The organism is Kitasatospora sp. DSM 101779 (assembly GCF_025655475.1).
Taxonomy (GTDB): Bacteria; Actinomycetota; Actinomycetes; order Streptomycetales; family Streptomycetaceae; genus Kitasatospora.
This window is the reverse complement of sequence record NZ_JAHTIK010000001.1, coordinates 250,559-269,901: the sequence shown is the minus strand read 5'-3', so window position 1 is coordinate 269,901 and position 19,343 is coordinate 250,559. Positions and strand designations below refer to the sequence as shown.

Annotated in this window: 16 protein-coding genes and 5 pseudogenes; 10 read left to right on the top strand and 11 right to left on the bottom strand. The window is 72.9% G+C overall.

Annotation, left to right across the window (positions count from 1 at the left end):
* Positions 1–14: 14 nt before the first annotated feature.
* Positions 15–308, top strand: coding sequence for a DUF1330 domain-containing protein (locus KSNIM_RS01225; protein WP_263101311.1), 294 nt, complete (start codon positions 15–17; stop codon positions 306–308).
* A gap of 318 nt (positions 309–626) precedes the next feature.
* Here KSNIM_RS01225 and KSNIM_RS01220 read toward each other — a convergent pair.
* A pseudogene (locus KSNIM_RS01220) lies at positions 627–1,456 on the bottom strand (oxidoreductase).
* 92 nt (positions 1,457–1,548) lie between these two features.
* Here KSNIM_RS01220 and KSNIM_RS01215 point away from each other — a divergent pair.
* Complete coding sequence (locus tag KSNIM_RS01215) at positions 1,549–2,127, top strand: TetR/AcrR family transcriptional regulator (protein ID WP_263101310.1); 579 nt, start codon at positions 1,549–1,551, stop codon at positions 2,125–2,127.
* A gap of 325 nt (positions 2,128–2,452) precedes the next feature.
* Here the strand turns inward: KSNIM_RS01215 and KSNIM_RS01210 are convergent, their stop codons facing one another.
* Together KSNIM_RS01210 and KSNIM_RS39005 are read right to left on the bottom strand one after the other, a co-directional pair.
* Positions 2,453–3,184, bottom strand: coding sequence for an SDR family oxidoreductase (locus KSNIM_RS01210; protein ID WP_263101309.1), 732 nt, complete (start codon positions 3,182–3,184; stop codon positions 2,453–2,455).
* Positions 3,185–3,308: 124 nt separating this feature from the next.
* Complete coding sequence (locus KSNIM_RS39005; RefSeq protein ID WP_317633977.1) at positions 3,309–4,016, bottom strand: transglycosylase family protein; 708 nt, start codon at positions 4,014–4,016, stop codon at positions 3,309–3,311.
* 570 nt (positions 4,017–4,586) lie between these two features.
* Here KSNIM_RS39005 and KSNIM_RS01195 point away from each other — a divergent pair.
* Complete coding sequence (locus tag KSNIM_RS01195) at positions 4,587–4,928, top strand: hypothetical protein (RefSeq protein WP_263101308.1); 342 nt, start codon at positions 4,587–4,589, stop codon at positions 4,926–4,928.
* An 87-nt stretch (positions 4,929–5,015) separates the two neighbouring features.
* Here KSNIM_RS01195 and KSNIM_RS01190 read toward each other — a convergent pair whose 3' ends face one another.
* Both KSNIM_RS01190 and KSNIM_RS01185 read right to left on the bottom strand, forming a co-directional pair.
* Positions 5,016–5,480 (bottom strand): rhodanese-like domain-containing protein, encoded by a 465-nt coding sequence (locus KSNIM_RS01190; protein WP_263101307.1) that lies wholly within the window; start codon positions 5,478–5,480, stop codon positions 5,016–5,018.
* Between the two features lie 2 nt (positions 5,481–5,482).
* Complete coding sequence (locus KSNIM_RS01185) at positions 5,483–6,019, bottom strand: cysteine dioxygenase (RefSeq protein ID WP_263107790.1); 537 nt, start codon at positions 6,017–6,019, stop codon at positions 5,483–5,485.
* A 973-nt stretch (positions 6,020–6,992) separates the two neighbouring features.
* On the opposite strand from KSNIM_RS01185, the pseudogene KSNIM_RS01180 reads away from it, so the two are divergent.
* From KSNIM_RS01180 to KSNIM_RS01160, 5 genes and pseudogenes are all read left to right on the top strand, one after another.
* A pseudogene (locus tag KSNIM_RS01180) lies at positions 6,993–7,109 on the top strand (MerR family DNA-binding transcriptional regulator); the annotation flags it as partial.
* Between the two features lie 523 nt (positions 7,110–7,632).
* On the top strand, positions 7,633–7,785 hold the full coding sequence (locus tag KSNIM_RS01175) for a hypothetical protein (protein ID WP_263101306.1): 153 nt from the start codon (positions 7,633–7,635) through the stop codon (positions 7,783–7,785).
* A gap of 84 nt (positions 7,786–7,869) precedes the next feature.
* On the top strand, positions 7,870–9,081 hold the full coding sequence (locus KSNIM_RS01170; RefSeq protein ID WP_263101305.1) for an LLM class flavin-dependent oxidoreductase: 1,212 nt from the start codon (positions 7,870–7,872) through the stop codon (positions 9,079–9,081).
* A 25-nt stretch (positions 9,082–9,106) separates the two neighbouring features.
* Positions 9,107–10,486, top strand: a complete 1,380-nt coding sequence (locus tag KSNIM_RS01165) for an NtaA/DmoA family FMN-dependent monooxygenase (protein WP_263101304.1) — start codon at positions 9,107–9,109, stop codon at positions 10,484–10,486.
* Positions 10,483–11,181, top strand: a pseudogene (locus tag KSNIM_RS01160) (LLM class flavin-dependent oxidoreductase); the annotation flags it as partial. The gene KSNIM_RS01165 and the pseudogene KSNIM_RS01160, both read left to right, overlap by 4 nt.
* An 89-nt stretch (positions 11,182–11,270) precedes the next feature.
* Here the strand turns inward: KSNIM_RS01160 and KSNIM_RS01155 are convergent.
* Entirely contained in the window at positions 11,271–13,589 is a 2,319-nt protein-coding gene (locus KSNIM_RS01155) for an arylsulfatase (protein WP_263101303.1), read from the bottom strand.
* A 500-nt stretch (positions 13,590–14,089) separates the two neighbouring features.
* On the opposite strand from KSNIM_RS01155, the gene KSNIM_RS01150 reads away from it, so the two are divergent.
* The gene (locus tag KSNIM_RS01150) at positions 14,090–14,404 is read left to right on the top strand and encodes a winged helix-turn-helix transcriptional regulator (RefSeq protein WP_411543635.1); all 315 of its coding nucleotides are present in this window, start codon (positions 14,090–14,092) and stop codon (positions 14,402–14,404) included.
* 106 nt (positions 14,405–14,510) lie between these two features.
* On the opposite strand, the gene KSNIM_RS01145 is transcribed toward KSNIM_RS01150, so the two are convergent.
* From KSNIM_RS01145 to KSNIM_RS01130, 4 genes are all read right to left on the bottom strand, one after another.
* Positions 14,511–15,284 (bottom strand): amino acid ABC transporter ATP-binding protein, encoded by a 774-nt coding sequence (locus KSNIM_RS01145; protein ID WP_263101302.1) that lies wholly within the window; start codon positions 15,282–15,284, stop codon positions 14,511–14,513.
* Positions 15,281–16,180: an amino acid ABC transporter permease gene (locus KSNIM_RS01140; protein ID WP_263101301.1), complete on the bottom strand. Its 900-nt coding sequence runs from the start codon at positions 16,178–16,180 to the stop codon at positions 15,281–15,283. The genes KSNIM_RS01145 and KSNIM_RS01140 overlap by 4 nt, the downstream gene beginning before the upstream one ends.
* Positions 16,177–17,064 (bottom strand): ABC transporter substrate-binding protein, encoded by an 888-nt coding sequence (locus tag KSNIM_RS01135; RefSeq protein WP_263101300.1) that lies wholly within the window; start codon positions 17,062–17,064, stop codon positions 16,177–16,179. The genes KSNIM_RS01140 and KSNIM_RS01135 overlap by 4 nt, the downstream gene beginning before the upstream one ends.
* 431 nt (positions 17,065–17,495) lie before the next feature.
* Entirely contained in the window at positions 17,496–18,167 is a 672-nt protein-coding gene (locus KSNIM_RS01130; protein WP_263101299.1) for an MBL fold metallo-hydrolase, read from the bottom strand.
* A gap of 291 nt (positions 18,168–18,458) precedes the next feature.
* Here KSNIM_RS01130 and KSNIM_RS01125 point away from each other — a divergent pair.
* Positions 18,459–18,704: pseudogene (locus KSNIM_RS01125) on the top strand (flavodoxin family protein); the annotation flags it as partial.
* Between the two features lie 170 nt (positions 18,705–18,874).
* On the opposite strand, the pseudogene KSNIM_RS01120 reads toward KSNIM_RS01125, so the two are convergent.
* Positions 18,875–19,000, bottom strand: a pseudogene (locus KSNIM_RS01120) (peptide ABC transporter ATP-binding protein); the annotation flags it as partial.
* Between the last annotated feature and the right edge of the window lie 343 nt (positions 19,001–19,343).

Below are 19,343 nucleotides of genomic sequence, written 5' to 3'. Positions count from 1 at the left end.
CACAGGAGGTTTCCATGGCCAAGGGCTACTGGGTGAGTGTCTACCCCGCCATTTCCGACCCTGAGAGGCTGACTGCCTACAACAGGCTGGCCGGTCCGGCTGTCCGGGCTGGGGGCGGGCGCACCCTGTCCCGTGGCGGTCGAGTCGTCGCCCACGAGGCCGGAATCACGCAACGCGTCGTGCTGGTCGAGTTCGACAGATTTGAACAGGCCGTCGCGGCATACGAGAGCGAGGCATACCAGAAGGCGCTGGTGGCCCTCCCCGACGGCGTCGAGCGCGACTTCCGCATCATCGAAGGCATCGACTGACCGGCGGGCCCAGCCATCGCTGACCATCCGACACCTGAAACGCGAGCAGGTAGGACGGGCGCCGGTGCGCGATCGTGCTGCGCCGTCCACTGCTCTCACCGCCATCGCCCGCGCCGTTCGACGCCGCCGTGGTCCGGCGGTGTCGGGGCACCCGATGCGACCAGCCTGGCGGTGGCCGTCGTCCCGGTCCAGCAAGGCCGCATGGCCCTGTTCACGAGTTCCGACAGCCGTCGTATGCGACGTGGGAAGGCACTCCGGGGTCATGGCCAATCGAACAGTTCAGGAGATCGGGCAGCGCCTCGCGGGCGGATGTCCGTCTCAGCGGGGCAGGCCGACAGCGCGGGAGATGATGGCGTCGAAGGCGCGGTCGGGCAGGATGCGGCGCAGGGCGATCAGCGGGCGCGCGCCGAAACCGGTGGCGTAGCGGGTCCTGGGGCGGCGGGCGGTGACGGCCTTTCCGATGGTGTCGGCGATGACGCTGGGCGGGGAGTGCGCTTGGCGTTGGCCTCCGAGCGCAGGGAGGAGGCAACGGCCCTGGCCTGTGGGGCGCAGGCGCCGCTGCTGGAGGACTCCTCCAGCTTGTCGGCGGCGATGGCGCCCCATTCGGTGGCGATGCCTCCGGGTTCGATGACGACGACGTCGATGCCGAAGGGTTTGGCCTCCAGGCGGAGGCAGTCGCTGAGGGCTTCGAGGGCGAACTTGCTGCCGTGGTACCAGCCGCCGAGCGGGGTGTAGATCTTCCCGCCCATGGAAGTGACGTTGACGACGGTGCCGGCGCGCTGGGTGCGCATGTGGGGCAGGACGAGCTGGGTCAGGCGGATCGCGCCGAAGACGTTGACCTCGAACTGACGGCGGGCCTCGTCCAGGGGCACGTCCTCCAGGGCGCCGTACGAGCCGTAGCCGGCGATGTTGGCCAGGACATCGATGCGGCCGGTCTCGGCGACGATCTGCTTGACACCGGCCTGCAGGGAGTCCTCGTCGGTGACGTCCATCGCCAGCGGGCGGATGCCGCGCTCGGCGAGCTCGGCGAGTCGGTCGGTGCGGCGGGCGGCTCCGTAGACGGTGTAGCCGAGTTCCTGCAGTTCGAGAGCGGTGGCTTCGCCGATGCCGGAGGAGGCACCGGTGACGAGGGCGGTCTTGGCGGGCATGGCGGGATCCTCACGCATAAGATGAACTACGGTTCACCATCTATCCTGAACGACAGTTCACCTTGATGCAAGTGAAAGGGCAGGCGTCTCCCGTGACCCAGGCCAGGACCCCCCGCGCCGACGCGGTCCGCAACCGCAAGAAGATCCTCACCGCCGCCGGCGAGCAGATCACCGCCCACGGCCCCGAGGTCGGCATGGACGAGATCGCCTCAGCCGCGGGCGTGGCCGTGGGCACCCTGTACCGGCACTTCCCCACCAAGACGGACCTGGTCGCCGCCGTCGTCGCCGAGTACGTCGCCCGCGTCGCCGACGACGCCGAAGCCACCCTCGCGCGTGTCGACGGGGGCGCTACCCGCGCACTGGAGGAACTGACCGCGTTCCTCGGCCGCGTCATCGAGCAGTCCGCGACCGACCGAGCTGTCAAGGCCGCGGCCCAGACCCTCGGCGCACAGCCGGGCGACCACGCCGACGAGGACCGCGCGAGTGCGGCTGTCGCCGGCCTCATCCGGGCCGGGCAGGCCGACGGTGACATCCACGCGGACATCACGGTCGAGGACATCTACCTGCTGTTCTCCACCGCCCCCACCAACCGGCCACCCGCGGCCCGGAAACGCTGGCTCGCCCTCGTCACGCCCGGACTGACCAGCCAGGCCCGACGAACGGCGAACTGACCGCTGGAACCCGGGCGGCGAGCCGAACAATGCTGCCGTTTCCATGGCCATCGAACACGGCCGCGCTGCCCGGGCTCGCGAACATCTGCTGTCGAAACCCGTGAACGGACCAGGGCGCAGGAGTGCGCCGGCCGCCGTGCGGGGCGCCCGTGGGGCGACACGCGAAAGATATTCGCACAAGTATTCGAACGAAGTCTGCGCTGGTGGGACACAGGGGTTCCGGATCGGCGAGGGGTTGTGCGCGCGAGGACCACTCCACCGCGCTCGCAGTGGATGCACGGGAGAGCGGGTTCGTGTCCTCGGCGGGTTCCTCCCATGGGAGCGGTCAGCCGTTGAGCCAGTCCTGGTAGCGAGTCGGTGCCAGTCGGGCGCCGGGGCCCGGGGTGAGGACATCCCCGTGGACGGCGGCGAACAGGCCCGCCTGGTCGTCGACGACGACGGGTCGCCGGTCGCCCCGCGCGGCCAGCGTCATGCGGCCGATCTCGTCGAGCGTGAACGTTTCGGGGCCCGCGATCTCGAGAATCCCGCCGAGCGGCGTGCCGGTGGCCACGTCTGCGAGGACGTCGACGATGTCGCGGCTGGCGATCGGCTGGAGCAACGTCGCGGGCAGTCGCACCGTGGTCTCGTCCGAGGTCCACGACATGGTCGGCTCCATGAACTCGAAGAACTGCGTGGCGCGCACGATCGAGTAGGGCGTCGGACCGCCGCGCAGCAACTCCTCCTGGAGCGCCTTGGCGCGGTAGTAGTCCAGTTCGGGGACCTGGTCCACGCCCACGATGGACAGAACCACCTGGTGGCGCACGTCGGCCCGCTCGCCTGCGGCGAGGAGGTTGCCCACCGTGGTCCGGAAGAACTCGATCGACTGCTCGTCGAACGTGGGGGAGTTGGTCACGTTCACCACTGCCTCCGCGCCGGCGAGCGCCTTGTCGAGGCCGGCCCCGGTGAGCAGATCGACGCCGGACGACAGTGACGCGGCGGTCACCTCGTGGCCTCGTGCGGTCAGCTCGGTGGCGAGCTGCGAGCCGATGAGTCCGGTGCCGATGACGGTGATCTTCATGGTGGGGCCTTCCTTCGTGAGTCGATCCTCCGCGAACTCGAACGGCTGTATGGGCGCTTCCTGCCGCCTTCCGGCCTTCCCGCCTCTCCGCGGCACCGCTGCGCCGGCCACGAACTGCCAGGCGTCAGGGCAGGCGGAGGGTCTGTCCGGGGAGGATGAGGTCGGGGTCGTCTCCGATGACGTCCAGGTTGGCGGAGTGGAGGGCGGGCCAGCCGCCGGGCAGCTGCAGGGTTCGGGCGATGCCGTCGAGGGTGTCGCCGTCCTGGACCACGACGGTCGCCGAGTCGGCCGGGACGGAGCCTGTGTCGGCCTCGGCCGCGGTGTCCGGCTCGGCCGCTGCACTCTGGCCGGCGGCCGAGGTGGCCGGCTGACGGGCGGCGGGGTGCCGCGCTGGTCGCGGCGAGGGCACCGTGTGGTGGGTGCCGGCGCGGCCGGCGCGGGCGCCGCAGACCGGCCACGGCGCGAGGCCGCGGCGGGAGGCGAGGTGTTCGGCGACGGCGATCTGCTGCTCACGGCTGGCCAGGTCGGGGCGCGCTGCGTAGGCGGTGCCGCCGTTGGCCTTCCACGTGGCCTGGTTGAACTGCAGGCCGCCGTAGTAGCCGTTGCCGGTGTTGGCGTGCCAGCGGCCACCGCTCTCGCAGGACGCGACCTTGTCCCAGTCGACGCCCCGTCCGGCGGCCGGCGCACCTCCGGAAACCGTGCCCGCCGCGGCGGACGCGGCATGCGCGGGGGCAGCCTGCGCGGGGCCGGCGAAGGCGGTCCACAACCCGGCGGCGCAGGCGAGGGCGAGGAGTAACTGCAGGATCCGGTGGGCGACGGAGACGACGGACACGGCGGAACACTCCCCGAGAGGTCGGCGGTCGGGCGGCCGGTGCCCCGGGGCACCGCCCTCCCACCGTTGACACACCCCGCCGCCGAGGACCCGCCGACATTCCGCACGGGTCACCCGCCCGGCCGCGCCAGGCCACCCGGCTGCACCACACCGTCCGGGCGCGCCCTGCCAGGCCCAGGCCTTTTCAGGGGGCGGCCTGTCGGTGGCGCGCAGTACGGTCCCTCCACGACGTGGCCCTCGCCCCGGCGCGCAGCCCGGTGCGGGGTCACCGTCCGGTGCGGCCCGGCGCCCGGCATACTGCCGGCCAGATCCATCAAAGAGGGCGAGAAGCGGGTGGTGACGGTGGGCCAGGCGCACGCGGCAGGTGCGCGGCCGTCGCGTCGGCCGGCCCGCAGCCGGGTGCGTCACGGGCAGACGTCGTGCGCGGACTACGGCTGCCCCCGGAGCACGTACCGTCAGACGGCGCTGCGGGCTCGCCGGCGCCGCGACACCGAGCGCGCCCAGGGCCGGCCCGCACAGGGCGATCCCGCCCCTGCAGCCGTCCGGGCCGCTGAGCTGGTCCGTCGCGGCATGTCCGCCCAGGACATCGCGGATGCCGCAGGGATCGCCGTCACCCTTGTCCGCCGTCTGCTGCGCACGCCGGAGCGTCGGCCGGCCCGGAACGCCCCGCAGCACCGCCGAGGCGACGGCGACGTGGTGTGGGAGTTCGTCGTCCCCGAGTTCGGCGCCTTCGGCCAGGGCGTCGGCCTGGAGTCCTCCCGTGGCGCGCAGAACGCCGTCTTCCGGGCCTACCGGTACTCCGCCGAGCAGATCCCCTGGCTCTGGCATCGGTCCGACACACCGGGTTGCGGGCCGGGGCGCTGCCGCGTCCCGGCCGGCTCCGGCAGGCACCCGCGGGGCCGAGAACGATGACGACCGACGACCGACGCCCGAGGGCCTCGTCCCCGGGTACGCGCCCCGACCGCCTGTGGCGGAACCAGGTGGTCCCGACCGACGGAATCAGCCCGCTCGCCCAGACGGGTCGGGCGCGTGCGGGGACAGGTGGGCAGTCGGGGCGGACGGCTCCGGGCCCGGTGGGGTGACCGGCAGGCCGGCGGCCGCCCAGCCCTGGAAGCCGCCGATCACGTCGGTGGCCCGCCACAGTCCGAGCTGCCGCAGGGAGGCCGCGGCGAAGGACGAGGCGTAGCCCTCGTTGCACAGCACGATCACCCGCAGGTCGTGGCCGGTGGCCTGGGGCAACCGGTAGGGGGACTGCGGGTCGAGGCGCCACTCGAGTTCATTGCGTTCCACGACGACCGATCCGGGGACGAGACCGTCGCGGTCGCGCAGTGCGCCGTACCGGGTGTCCACCAGCAGTGCCCCTTCCTCGCGTGCGGCAGCGGCGGCCTGGTCCGGTGTCAGGCGGTCCAGGCGGTGCCGGGTCTCCTCCAGCAGTTGGTCGACGCTCTTGGGGGTTACGGTCATGATCACCACTCCTGCGACTGCTCGGTGGTCGCCAGCCGCAGGATCCGGCCGTCACGGGTGTACCGGCGCATCAGGGGCAGCGGGGGATAGTAGACGTGAACGGACACGGCGTGCTCGGCCCGGGACGGATTCACCACCTGGTGGACGTGGTGCGGGCCGAAGGTGCGGCCTCGGCCGGCGGGGAGCTCCCGCTGGCGGTCCATGTCGTCGGCCAGCTCCAGCACCTGCCGCCCCCCGGTGGGCAGCTCCACGGCGATCGAGCTCTCGCGCAGCAGTCCCGCCGCGGTCGCGAAGGCGCCGCGGGATCCGCCGTGGTCGTGCCAGCCGGTCTCGGCGCCCGGAGGCCACCCGATCACCCACGCTTCGGCGCCCCCTGGCCCGGGCAACGAGATCCACGTGCGTTCCCCGGGCCTGCGAGGCAACCTGCCCAGGATCCCGGGATCGGCCGCGGCCCGATGGGCGAACGCGAGCAGCTCGCCGGTGGTCGGCCCGTCCGTGTGCGCGGCGGGGATTCCCCGGGCGGGGCTGGATACGGCGATACCAGGGGTGTGGGGCAAGGGAACCGTCCTGCGGGTGGGGCGCCCGTCGCGGGCTGCGGATGGTGACGCGGTCCGGAGCCGGCCGATCGGGTGCGCAGAGCCACACAAGTGCAGGCCGCGGCAGGTGTCCCTGGGAAGGCGCTGGCGGAGGCCCGGGCAGACTCGAAGGATGCGCTTCGATCAGGCGGCGTTGCGACAACACAGGCAGCCGGCGTACCGGACGGTGTCCAGGTGCGTGCGCCGGAAGAGCCTGAGGTCGATGGGTCCCACGATCGGCAGTGAACCAGGCGACCCGTGACACGGTCAAGCACGACGGTCCCCAGGGCGGGGCGAAGCACCTCCACGGCCGGTAGGACTGGGACGGGAGAACCGCCGAGCGCACCGGGCCGGCCTGAGGGTCGGCCCGCGACCTGTAGACCTCCCCGGGCCGCCCCGGGCACTTCGTTCCCGGGGCGGCGCCCTCGCCCAGTCGGACTCCTGCCGCCCGCGTCACCACCCACATCGCCACCACCGGACTCGAGATCAACGGACCTCTCTGCCGGCGGCCGAGCCCTCGCACCCGCCGCTCTCGCCTGCCTGCACAGCGAAGCCGTCACCCTCGACGAGGACCAGCGCGGCAGCGGCACCACCATCGCCGGCCAGCGCGAGGTCAAGCCGCTCGTTCCTTGAAGCCCCGCGGCCGGGGCGTGCGGGCCATCGAGCGCGAGGGCCGGTTGCCGAGCCGGGCGAGGAGGACGTCCTTGCGGCCGTCCGCCGGCTGGGCGGTGCTGGTGTGGCCGCCTCCCGATGGTCGGGATCGGCGATGCCGTTTCCGGGCCGCCCGGGCGTGGGAGCGGCGGTGTGCCCGCGTACGAGCACTCCTCCAAAGGGCAGGCCCCGCCCCCGCCCACGCGACTCCTCGGCCCCGTTGTCCGCCGCGGCGGAGTAGCTTCTCGACCCTCACACGGTGTCGGGCACTGAACTCGGAGACATCATGTGCACCATCGGAGACTGCGCCCGGCACGGCCGCGTCTCGGGCCGGATGCTGCGTCACTACGACGCGACCGGCCTGCTGCGTCCGGCCCGTGTCGACCCCGCCACGGGCTACCGCTCCCAGCCTGGAGTGCCCGGAGAACCACGACGACTGGGTGACGGAACTCCAGGCCCCCGTGACCCGGGACTGACCGACGACAACGGCCGGGTGTCGGGCACCGCCGCACACGGTCACTCGGTCGAGCGTGGTACGAGCCGCCTCGGGCTTCGCCCGGAATCCCGCCGCTGGTGGAACCGCCCGAGGGACCCGGCCGAGGCGTAGCGCTGTCGCACCGCCCAGACCGGCCGCCCCCTCCGGGCCCGGCGTGCGCGATGCCGCCCGGCCCTGACCGGCGGCCGGTCCGCCGAACCCCGAGCCGGCGGACACTGCCCTGACCGGCCGCCCGCGCGGTCCGCGCTCCGCAGGCAGCATTGTGCGCGACCGATCCGCCGGGTTACGGTGCATCAGGCTCAAGCGCGTCAGTCGCGCAGCCCCGGCTCCCGACCCGGCCACCTCCCCCGCGTGGGGCTCCGGGTGAGAACCAGGTGGAGCCGGCGAGGGCGCCGCGAGCGCGAGTTCGGACCGGACGGAGGTGACGACGGTGCAGAGGACCACTGAGGTGCGCACCGCCGCCGACCGTACCCGGTGCCGCGCGGCCGCCACCTTCTCGCGGCGCCACATCGATCTGCTGCGCATCGCCGCCGCGCTCTGTCCGGTGCAGCTGCCGGTCTCCGCACCGGCCACCGCCGTCTAGCCCCTCCACACCTCCGCCGACCCTCCGGCCGCGACCGGCCGCGGGCACGGACGCCGTTCGGCGCACCACGGGAGCAGCACGCCCATGCCTCGATCGTCACCCGCCCCTCTCCACCTGGCCGTCGCCCTGGACGCCGCCGGCTGGCACCCCGCCGCCTGGCGGGAGCCCGGTGCCCGCCCCGCCGAACTGTTCACCGCCCGCTACTGGGCCGACCTGGTCGCCGAAGCCGAGCGCGGGCTGCTGGACTTCGTGACCCTCGAGGACTCCCTGAGCCTGCAGTCCTCGCTGCCGGACGGGCCGGACGGGCGGACCGACCAGGTGCGGGGCCGGCTGGACGCAGTGCTGGTCGCCGCCCGCGTCGCGCCGTTGACCCGTCACATCGGCCTGGTCCCGACCGCCGTGGTCACCCACACCGAGCCGTTCCACGTCTCCAAGGCGATCGCGACCCTGGACTTCGTCAGCAGCGGGCGGGCAGGGGTCCGGGTGAAGGTCTCCGGACGCGCCGACGAGGCGGCGCACTTCGGGCGCCGCACCGTGCCCGCACTGCCGGCCGAAGGCCTCGCCTCGGCCGAGGCACAGGCCCTGGTCGCCGACCTCTTCGACGAGGCCGGCGACTACGTGGAGGTGCTCCGCAGGCTCTGGGACAGCTGGGAGGACGACGCGGAGATCCGTGACGTCGCCACCGGCCGCTTCGTCGACCGGCGGAAGCTGCACCACATCGACTTCGAGGGACGCAGGTTCAGCGTGCGCGGGCCGTCCATCACCCCGCGCCCGCCCCAGGGCCAGCCCGTCGTCGCCGCGCTGGCGCACGACACCGCGCCGTACCGGCTGGTGGCCCGCTCCACCGACCTCGGATTCGTCACCCCGCGCGACGACGAGCACGCCCGGTCGATCGTCACCGGGATCCGGCGGGAGCAGGCGGCCGCGGGCCGCGCCGACGAGACGGTCCACGTCTTCGGCGACCTGCTGGTGTTCCTCGACCGCAGCCCGGGCGCCGCCGCCGACCGCAGGGCCCGGCTGGACGAGAGCGCCGGAGCCGCCCGCACCGGCGATGCGGAGGTCTTCACCGGAACGCCCGAACAGCTCGCCGACCTCCTGCAGGAGCGGCAACGGACCGGTCTCACCGGCTTCCGCCTGCGGCCCGGCGCCCTCCCGCACGACCTGGAGCAGATCACCCGGCACCTGGTGCCCGAACTCCAGCGCCGCGACGCCTTCCGCACCGCCTACGAGGCGGACACGCTGCGCGGGCTGCTCGGTCTGCCCCACCCCGCCAACCGCTACGCCACCACGGTCTGAGACCGGGCGGAAGGACACCACGACCATGGGCAAGCCCCTCAAGCAGATCCACCTCGCCGCGCACTTCCCCGGCGTGAACAACACCACGGTGTGGAGCGACCCGGCCGCGGGCAGCCAGATCGACTTCAGCTCCTTCGTCCACCTCGCCCGGACCGCCGAGCGCGCCAAGTTCGACTTCCTCTTCCTCGCAGAGGGGCTGCGGCTGCGCGAACAGAACGGCGAGATCCACGACCTGGACGTCGTCGGCCGGCCCGACACCTTCACCGTCCTCGCCGCCCTGGCCGCCGTCACCGACCGGCTGGGACTGGCCGGGACGATCAACTCCACGTTCAACGAACCCTACGAAGTGGCAAGGCAGTTCGCCTCGCTGGACCACCTGTCCGCCGGACGCGCGGCGTGGAACGTCGTCACCTCCTGGGACGAGTTCACCGGCGAGAACTTCCGCCGCGGCGGCTTCCTGCGCCAGGAGGACCGCTACGAGCGGGCCCGCCAGTTCCTCGCCGCCGCCGCGGAGCTCTTCGACTCCTGGCAGGGCGACGAGATCGTCGCGGACAAGCAGTCCGGAGCCTTCCTCCGCGCCCCGGACCCCGGCCGGTTCGACCACCGCGCCGGTCAGTTCGACATCGCCGGGCACTTCGACGTCCCGCGCAGCCCGCAGGGCCGACCGGTGATCTTCCAGGCCGGCGACTCCGACGAGGGCCGGGAGTTCGCGGCCGCGGCCGCGGACGCGATCTTCACCCGCCACGGCACCCTGGCGGCCGGCCGAGCCTTCTACACCGACGTCAAGCGACGGCTGGCCCGCTACGGACGCTCCCCGGACGAGCTGAAGATCCTGCCCGGTGTCACCTTCGTCCTCGGTGACACGGATGCCGAGGCGCACGAGAAGGCCGCCCTGATCCGCCGGCAGCAGGTCAGCGGGCAGACCGCGATCAGGCTCCTCGAACAGCTCTGGAACCGTGACCTCAGCGCCTACGACCCCGACGGGCCGCTGCCCGCGGTGGACCCGCTGCCCGGCGAGCACACCGTAGCCCGCGGCCGGGCCTCCGTGCGGATGTTCGGCGACCCGATCGCCACGGCGGCCGAGTGGCGGGCCCTGGCCGAGGCGAAGAACCTCTCGATCCGCGAGCTGATCATCGAGGTGACCGGACGGCAGTCCTTCATCGGCACACCGGCGGCGGTCGCCGGAACGATCGACGAGTTCGTGCAGACGGACGCCGCCGACGGGTTCATCCTCGTCCCGCACCTCACACCGGGCGGCTTGGACGAGTTCGCCGACACCGTCGTCCCGCTGCTCCAGGAACGGGGCGTGTTCCGCACCGAGTACGAGGGCGGGACGCTGCGCGACCACCTCGGGCTCGCCCACCACCCCCGGCCGGCCGGCGCGGACGCCCGGGCGGCGTCGTGAAGTTCCTGGCCGTCACCCTCATCGTGCACGCCCCCGATCCGGTGACCGGGGTGCAGAAGTCGACCCACGACCGTTTCCGCGAGGTCCTGGACAACGCGCTGCTCGCCGAGGAGTTGGGATTCGACGGATTCGGCGTCGGCGAGCGCCACGAACGGCCCTTCATCTCCTCCTCACCGCCCGTCGTACTCAGCCACATCGCCGCCCTCACCCGGCGGATCCGCCTGGTCACCACGGTGACCACGCTGAGCCTGCTCGACCCGGTGCGCGCCTACGAGGACTACGCCACCCTCGACCACCTCTCCGGCGGCCGCCTCGAACTCGTCATCGGCAAGGGCAACGGCACCGCCCAACGCGAGCTCTTCCGCGTCACCCCCGAGGACCAGTGGGAGCGCAACGCCGGGTCGTACGAACTCTTCCGCCGGATCTGGCGGCAGGAGAAGGTGACGTACTCGCCCCGCTTCCGCCGGGAGCTGATCGAGGCGGAGGTCCTGCCCCGGCCGTTCCAACAGCCGATCCGGGTCTGGCACGGCAGCGCGACCAGCCGGGAATCCGTCGACCTCGCCGCCCGCCACGGGGACCCGCTCTTCTCCGCCAACGTCACCCACCCGATCGAGCCCTAAGCGGAACTCGTCCGCCACTACCGGCAGCGGTGGGAGCACCACGGCCATGACCCGGCCCTGGCCGTGGTCGGGGCCGAAGATCCCGTTCGAGCGGGGCGGCTGCCGGTAGCTCCCGCAGCCGGGTGGCGGTCCCGACGGGACCGCCACCCGGCCCGCGTCCGCGGTCATTCGAACGCGGCGGCGGCCTCCCGGAGCGCCTGCGCGACCGTCTCCGGGTCGTACGGGGCGGGGGCGCCGGGCACGTAGGTCACGGAGCGCAGTGCGCCGGTGTAGCGGAAGCTGCGGTGGCGTTCGAAGACCGGCCAGGAGACGGGGGACTTGCGGTCGACTCCGACGCTGATGCCCTGGAAGGGTGCCATGCCGATGAGCTGGTGGACGGCGGGGAGCCGGCCGGTCTCGGTGCCGTCGACCAGCAGGCGGAAGTCCCACTTGAGGTCGGCGACCGCGGACGCCTCCACGGTGAGGGTGTGCGGGCCGGGTCCGAGCAGTCCGCCGTCCGCCTCGTGGAGTTCGCCGTACTCGTTGTAGGCGAGGCGGAGCCGCCCGGCCTCGACGTACAGGCTGTACCCGCCGCCCTGGTCGCCGTGCGACACCAGCACGCCCTGGTCGGCCGCGCCGTGGTCGGCGAGGTCGACCACGATGTCGAAGGAGCGGAACGAGATCAGCCGGGAGGAGCGGTAGCGCTCCAGCTCCGGTGTGCCGGCGAGCAGGGTCAGCGGCCGGCGCAGCCGGGCTTCCCCCGGGTCGCGCAGGGCGAGCGCCCCGCTGCCGTCGGCGAGCGGGAAGACCCCGTTGCGCCAGGCCGCGTTCTCCCAGGCCTCGGACAACTCCTTGACGATCTCCGGGTGTTCGTCCGACACGTCCACGATCTCGGTGGGATCGGTGCGCAGGTCGTAGAGGGCCCATTCGCCGTCGTCGTAGGGAGTGCCGGGGCGGTGCAGGGTGACCAGTTTCCAGCCGGCTCGGTAGTAGCTGCGGTTGCCGGTCATCTCGCAGTACTGCTCAGGGTGGGTGCTGTCGGCCCGGGGGTCGCGCAGTACGGCGGCGAAACTGGCGCCGTCCAGTTCCTGGACGGGGTTCCCGGCCCGGTTCCCGGGCCGCTCGACACCGGCCAGTTCGAGCAGGGTGGGAAGGACGTCGGTGACGTACTGGTACTGCCCGCGCACTCCGCCGTCGTCCGCCGAGCGCGGCAGGCCGGCGGGCCAGGAGAGGACGAACGGCACGCGCACGCCGCCCGCGTAGGTCTGGCCCTTGTAGAAGCGGAAGGGGGTGTTGGAGGCCATGCCCCAGCCGCGCGGGTAGTGGACCAGGCTCTGCGGTCCGCCGATGAGGTCGATCTCCCGTTCGACGTCCGGGTTCCAGTCCGCGGGCAGGTTCGGGTGGTGGACGAAGCGGCTGAAGTAGCTGCGGGTGCCCTCCGGGCCGCCTTCGCCGGTGCCGCCGTTGTCGGAGGTGAACAGGATGATGGTGTTGTCGAGTTCGCCGAGCGCGGCGAGGGTGTCGGCGAGCCGGCCGAGGTTCTGGTCGACGTTGTCGACCATCGCCGCGTAGACCTCCATGTAGCGGGCGTACAACTTCTTTTGTACGTCGGTGAGTTCGTCCCAGGGCCCGACGTCGTGGCCGGCCTCCGAGTTGCGGTCGGGCAGCCGGGCCCCCTCGGGGAAGTGGCCGCTCGCGAGCTGGCGGGCGAAGCGGGCCGCGCGCAGGTCGTCCCAGCCGCCGTCGTAGCGGCCCCTGTGCCGGGCGAGGTCCTCGGGCTTGGCCTGGAGCGGACCGTGTACCGCGTTGTGGGCGAGGTAGAGGAAGAACGGCTTGTCGGCGTCGTGGGCACGCAGCGACTTGACCATGGCGATCGCCTGGTCGGTGATGTCGTCCGTGTAGTAGTAGCCGTCGGGGAACTCGTCGATGTCCAGGGGGCTGTTGTCACGCACCAGTTGGTGCGGGTGGAAGAGGCTGGTCAGACCCTCCAGCACGCCGTAGTACTGGTCGAACCCCTTCTGCAGGGGCCAGTTGGACCGGTCGTCCGCGGCGTTGGACGCCGAGTCGCGGGTGAGGTGCCACTTGCCGACGGCGTAGGTGGCGTAGCCGCTGTCGTGCAGCAGCTCGGCGAGGGTCGGGATGTCGCCGGCCACTTCCATGCCGTAGCCGGGGAAGCCGGGGTCGGCGTTGGCGACGAAGGAGTAGCCGACGCGGTGCGGGTTGAGGCCGGTCAGCAGTGCGGCGCGGGCGGGGGAGCAGAGCGGCATGGTGTGGTAGTTGGTCAGCCGTACGCCGTCGGCGGCGAGGCGGTCCAGCGTCGGGGTGGGGATCTCGGAGCCGAACGGACCGATGTCGCTGTACCCCATGTCGTCGATCAGGACGACCACGATGTTGGGCGCGCCCTCCCGGGCCCGGGTCCGGGCAGGCCAGGCCGGAGCGGACTCGCGGAAGGTGCGGCCGATGGTGCCGGGGAAGTCCGCGTACGGGTCGCGGCGGCTGCTCATGTGTGCTCCGGGCGGTGGGTCGGGGGACGGCGGAGAGGAGCTCCGCAGTGCGGGACGGCTGGGACCGGTGACGGCGATGCGGTGGCGGACCCGCCGGAGCACGGCACGTCGAGGGCGGAGACCCCAGTTCGTGGCAGAGGGGACGGACGGCTCCGGGGCCCTTGCGGTGTCAGAGAACGCAGGCCCGGGCGCGGCAACAGAGCGGACGGCGGACACCGTTCATGGCGGTCGTCGTCCCTCCCTCCGGCTGCGCGTGGGTGCCGGACCATCGTGGGGAAGGTCCCCGGGCGCTGTCAATCGACATCTCGCCTGGTGAGAGCGGGTGTTGCGGCCGTGTGACGCCGCGTTGCCGCCCGTGCCGACCGGATGCCGTACGTGTTCTGGCGGCTTCGGGGGCACGCCGTCCTCAGGGCGGGCCCACGGCACCGGGCCGGGAGCACTTCGACCTGTTCTCCAACACCTGGAACCCCGTGGTGCTGTGGGCGCCGCGCGACGGCCCCGTGCGACCGGTCGAAGTGCGGGAGCGGATCGGCGGCATCAGCTCCAAGGTCCTCACCGAGACTCTGCGACGGCTGCACTTCAACGGACTGGTCGACCGGCACGCACACCCCGGGGCGCCGCCACGGGTCGAGTACCGGCTCACCGCCCTGGACCGGACCCTGCCGGCGCCCGTCGGCGCCGTCGGTGCGCGGGCCTTCGACCACGGTGACGAGGTCATGGCCGCCCGGGAAGCAGCATGCAGGTCCCCCCGCAGCCCGGTCCTCCTGCTCGTCGGCCGGGTCAACGGCGCGGGCGTGGACGTCGCCGGCGGATGACTGCGCCGAGGGAGGACAACGACCGGGCGACCGCGCGGCCGAGGGACCGACCCCGCCGAGGCGTCGGCGTGCCGGGCCCGGCACACCGACGACTCGGCGGGGTGCGTCAGCGCGCGGTGAAGCGGCCCCTACCGGTGACCCGGTGGAGGAAACGGCGGGTCCGCTCGTGCTGCGGGTCGCCGAGCACCTGCTCGGGGGTGCCCCGTTCGAGGACCGTCCCGGCGTCCAGGAAACAGACCTGGTCGGCGACCTCGCGCGCGAAGTCCATCTCGTGCGTCGAGACGACCATCGTCATGCCCTGCTCCTTGAGGTCCCGGACCACCGCGAGCACCTCGCCGACCAGTTCGGGATCGAGGGCGGCCGTGATCTCGTCGAGGAGCAGCAGCCGCGGGTCCGTGGCCAGCGCTCGTGCGATGGCGACCCGCTGTTGCTGGCCGCCGGAGAGCCGGTCGGGGTAGTCGCCGGCCCGGTCGCCGAGGCCCAGCCGGTGCAGCAGCTCGCCGGCTCGCGCCTCGGCGTCGGAACGGGAGAGTCGGTGCACCCGCCGGGGTGCCAGAGTGACGTTCTCCAGCACCGTCATGTGCGGGAAGAGGTTGTACTGCTGGAAGACCACCCCGATGCGCCGCCTGACGGCGTCCTGGTCCGTCTCCGGGTCGGTGATCTCCTCGCCGTCGAGCAGGATCGCGCCGTCGTCGACCTCCTCCAGCAGGTTGGCGCAGCGCAGCAGCGTGGACTTGCCGGAGCCGGAGGCGCCGATCAGCACGGTCACCGAGTGGGCCGGCACCACCAGGTCGACGCTGTGCAGCACCAGGTGCGGGCCGTAGGCCTTGCGGACCTCCTGCAGCTCCAGCACGGGCCGGGTCGGGTCGAGCGGCGTCACACCGCACCTCCCTGGTGTCGGCGGCCTTCGGTCCGGGCGGTCACCCAGTCCGTGAAGCGCGTGAGCGGAACGGTCAGCGCGATGAACACCAGCGCGGCCACCAGGTACGGCGTGTAGTTGAAGGTCTGCGCCGTGATGATCTTCGCGGCGTAGACCGCGTCGATGACGCCGCCGATCGACACCAGCCCGGTGTCCTTCTGCAGGGAGACCAGGTTGTTGAGCAGGGGCGGTACGACGCGCCGCACTGCCTGCGGCAGGACGACGTACCGCATGGCCTGGGCGTGCGTCAGGCCGAGGGAGCGGGCGGCGGCCCGTTGGCCGGGGTGGACGGACTGGATGCCGGCGCGGAAGACCTCCGAGACGTAGGCCGAGTACGTGAGGACCAGTGCCGCCCCGCCGAGCAGCAGCGGGTCCGTGGTGACGCCGGTCAGACGCAGCGCCGGCACCCCGGTGATCATGATGAGCAGGCAGATGATCATCGGCAGGCCGAGGAAGAAGTCGACGTACGCCGTCGCCAGCAGTCGGACGGGCAGGAACGCCGGTCCCCGCAGGGTCCGCAGCAGCGCCAGGACCAGGCCGAGCACCAGGATGAGCGCACCGCAGACCGTCATGAGCTGCAGGTTGGTCCACAGGCCGTCCAGTACCCGGGGCAGCGCCTGCCGGGCATAGTCGGCGTTCAGGAAGGTCTCCCGGAAGCGCGGCCAGCCTGGCGACTCGACGACTGCCAGGTAGAGGGCGGTGCCCGTGATCGCGGTGCTGGCCGCGGCCACCAGCCCGGCGCGCCGGGCCCGGCGCCGGCGGTGCGCCTCGCGGGCGAGCCGCCGGGCCGAGGGCCGGTACGGTTCGTCCGCCGCACCGGCCCCCGGCATGCCGCCCCCGGCCGTGGTCGCGCTCATCCGAGCACCGGTGCGGAGACGGCGTCGGAGAGCCACTGCTTCTCCAGGCGCGCGAGCGTGCCGTCGGCCCGCAGGGAGTCGACCGCGCGGCTCACGCACCCGGTGAGGGGGCTGCCCTTGTCCAGGACGAGGCCGAACTGCTCCGGCGACCCGCCCGCGTTCTGCAGCTGGCCGATCACCTGCGCGTCGGTGACCTCGGCCCCGGTGACGTAGAACGCGGTGGGCAGGTCGAGGACGAGTGCGTCGACCTGACCGTTCTTCAGCGCGGTCTTGGCGAGGTCGTTGCTGTCGAACACGGCGGGCTGCACGGAGGGCCTGATCTGTCCGGTGATCGCGGCCAGGCTGGTGGAGCCCACCTGCGCACCGAGCTTGACCCCGCGCAGGTCCGCCAGGCTCTTGGCCGAGGCCGCCTTCGACCCCTTCAGGGCGACGACGGCCTGGTGGACGTCGTAGTACCCGGGGGAGAAATCGACCGCCTTCCTGCGGTCGTCGTTGATCGACACCTGGTTGATGTCGAAGTCGAAGTCCTTGGCGCCCGGCGCGAAGGCCTTGTCGAACGGGCTGACCGTCCAGGCGACCTTCTCCTTGGGGTAGCCCAGCCGTTCGGCGACCGCGTAGGCGACCGCCGACTCGAAGCCCTTGCCGTTGCCGGGCGTGTCGTCGGAGAACCACGGCGCGTAGGCGGGTTTGTCGGTGCCCACCGTCAGCGTGCCGGCCGCACGGGTGGTCAGCGCGCCCTTCGCGCAGTCGGCGGCACCGCCCGCGCTGCCGCTCGCGGGCGGCGCGCCGGCGGAGGGAGAGTCCTGCGGAGCGCACGCGGTGAGCGCGGCGGCGGCGAGCAGCAGGGCGGCGGCACCGGTGCGGCGGAAGAGGGCAGGGGACATGTCGGGACTCCAGTCCGGAGGGAGCGGATGAGGGTGGGCGGCACCGGTGGAACGGCCGCGAACGCGCGGCGGCCGCCACCGCGTGCGGGGAGGAGGGCAGGCAGGCGGCGGCGCCGCAGTGCCCACCGGGCCGGCATCAGCGGCCGCGACAGCAGCCGCCGGTACGGCGACAGGGCACCCCGGGCGGTACGACGCGGCCGTGGACGGCCTGCGGAGGAGCCGGGATCATGGCGGGAGGCTCCCACCCCGACCGGGTCGCTGTCCAGGCAAGTCCGCCACGTGTCCACATACCGGGCACAGCGGCCCGGATTCGGTCGGATGCCGCTGCGCCCACGGTCATCTCCGGCACCTGCCACGAGGGCCTGCGCGCCGCTCGCGCAGTGCCCGCGGCCGCCCTCCGCGGAGGGAGCGGGCGTGACGTCCGTCCTTCGTCACACCGTTGCGGCGGCTGCTCCACGCAGGGCGGCCGCCGCACCGTGCGGGATCGGGTCGCCGTGCCCGAAGACCGCGGTGTCGGCCTCCAGTTCGGCAAGCCGGTGCAACGACTCGACGGCCCGGACGCGGTCGGTGTGGAAAACCCCCAGCATGGTCCGACCGACGTTGGCGACCGCATCGCCGGTGAACAGCGCCCTCGGGGCGGGCAGATGGAGTGCGATCGACCCGTCCGTATGCCCGGGCGCCGCGACCACCACTGCCCCGCCGCCGAACTCCAGCACATCGCCGTCCTCCACCTCCCGGTCCACCCGGCACGGCGGGGCCGGCGGCAGCGGCGGAAGGGCCGCCCGGATCGGCACCTCGAACTCCTCCAATACCGGCGGCGCCCCGACCGCCTCGCTCCGGATCACCGGCGCCTCCAGCCGATGAGCCACCACCTCCGCGCCGTACCGGGCGGCCAGTTCGGCGGCCGAGCCCGTATGGTCCTCGTGCCAGTGCGTCAGCACGATCCGCCGCAGCTCGCCGTCCAGTACCTCCTCGATCTCCGCTGCGCAGTCCGCCGTCCCGGTGTCGATCAGGGTCAGCCCGTCGTCGTCCCGCCACAGATACGCCGCCCCCACGGGGAAGCGGAGCATGCGCAGTCTCGGCAGCACCTCGATCACATCCATGCCCCCAGCCTGTACGACCGTCCTGGCTGTCGTGTCTTCGTTCGCTGACGGCGCACCAGGTCTGCGGGGTGCGGTCGAACCCGCCGACGCGTCTCCTCCGCGCAGCCGGGGACGGAGCGTCTCGCAAGGTCAAGACGCACAGTCCCGGGCCGTGCATGCCGTGCGGTGGGCGTCGACCGGGCGCCGTGCACGCTCCTGCCCGGACAGGTGCCGGTCGGCTCGGTCGGTCTCGTCGAGGTCGAGGACGCGGGCGAGCGCGTAGAGGACCTGCTCGGAGGGCTGGGTCGCGCGGCCCTCTACTACCCGGGCATCGAGGTGCCGCCGCCGCTCGTGCCGTACGGCACCGACCGGACGACCGACGAGGACCACCCGGAGGTCGCCAAGGCCTGGCAGCAGCGCCTGCTCACCCTGGAGCCGACCGAGCCGATCGCGTTCCGGCGGCAGAACTTCGGCGACTACGAGATCCCCTCACTGCACCTGAAGGAAGGACTGGAGCCCGCAGGCCGCACGGGGTTCGGACTGCACGTGCGCGACTGACCGCAGACGATGGGCGGGCCGGGGTGCTGACCCGACGCCGTGGCCGGACCCCGCCCCCACCCTCCAGGAAAGTGGACCGCCGGACGCGGCCTCGGACGCCGGCCCGGCCGACCTGCCCCCCGGCCGCGGCCGGTCCGACCGCACTCCCTTCCGGGGCCCGGTCCGTGCCGTCAGAGCACGTCCGACAGGAACTGCCGCAGCCGGGGGCTCCGAGGCGCGCCGAACACCGCCTCGGGCGGACCGGACTCGACCACGACGCCGCCGTCCATGAAGGCGACGCCGTCCGAGACCGAGCGGGGGCGCAGGAGGGTGCCCGGCCGGGCCGCGACATCGTCCGGCAGGTTCGTCGGTGTTGCCACAGGGCGCGGCCCACCGGGCCGCCGGGCTGCACGGGCAGCAGAAGGCCGCTCCGGAGATGCCCCGGGTGCGGTGACCACCGGACCGGGAGCCCGGCAGCGAACCCGGGCAACTCCGGCGACCACGCCACGACCGGTCTTCGAGCACGGCCGCCCACCGTGCTGCGCCAGCTTGTGGACGTCATCTCCGGCCCGTCCATCAGATCGTTCTCGCCGTGATCGATCGGCCTGGTCCTCATCACCCTGTGGGGCTACCGCATGTGGTGGCAGCGCCGCCCCGCCC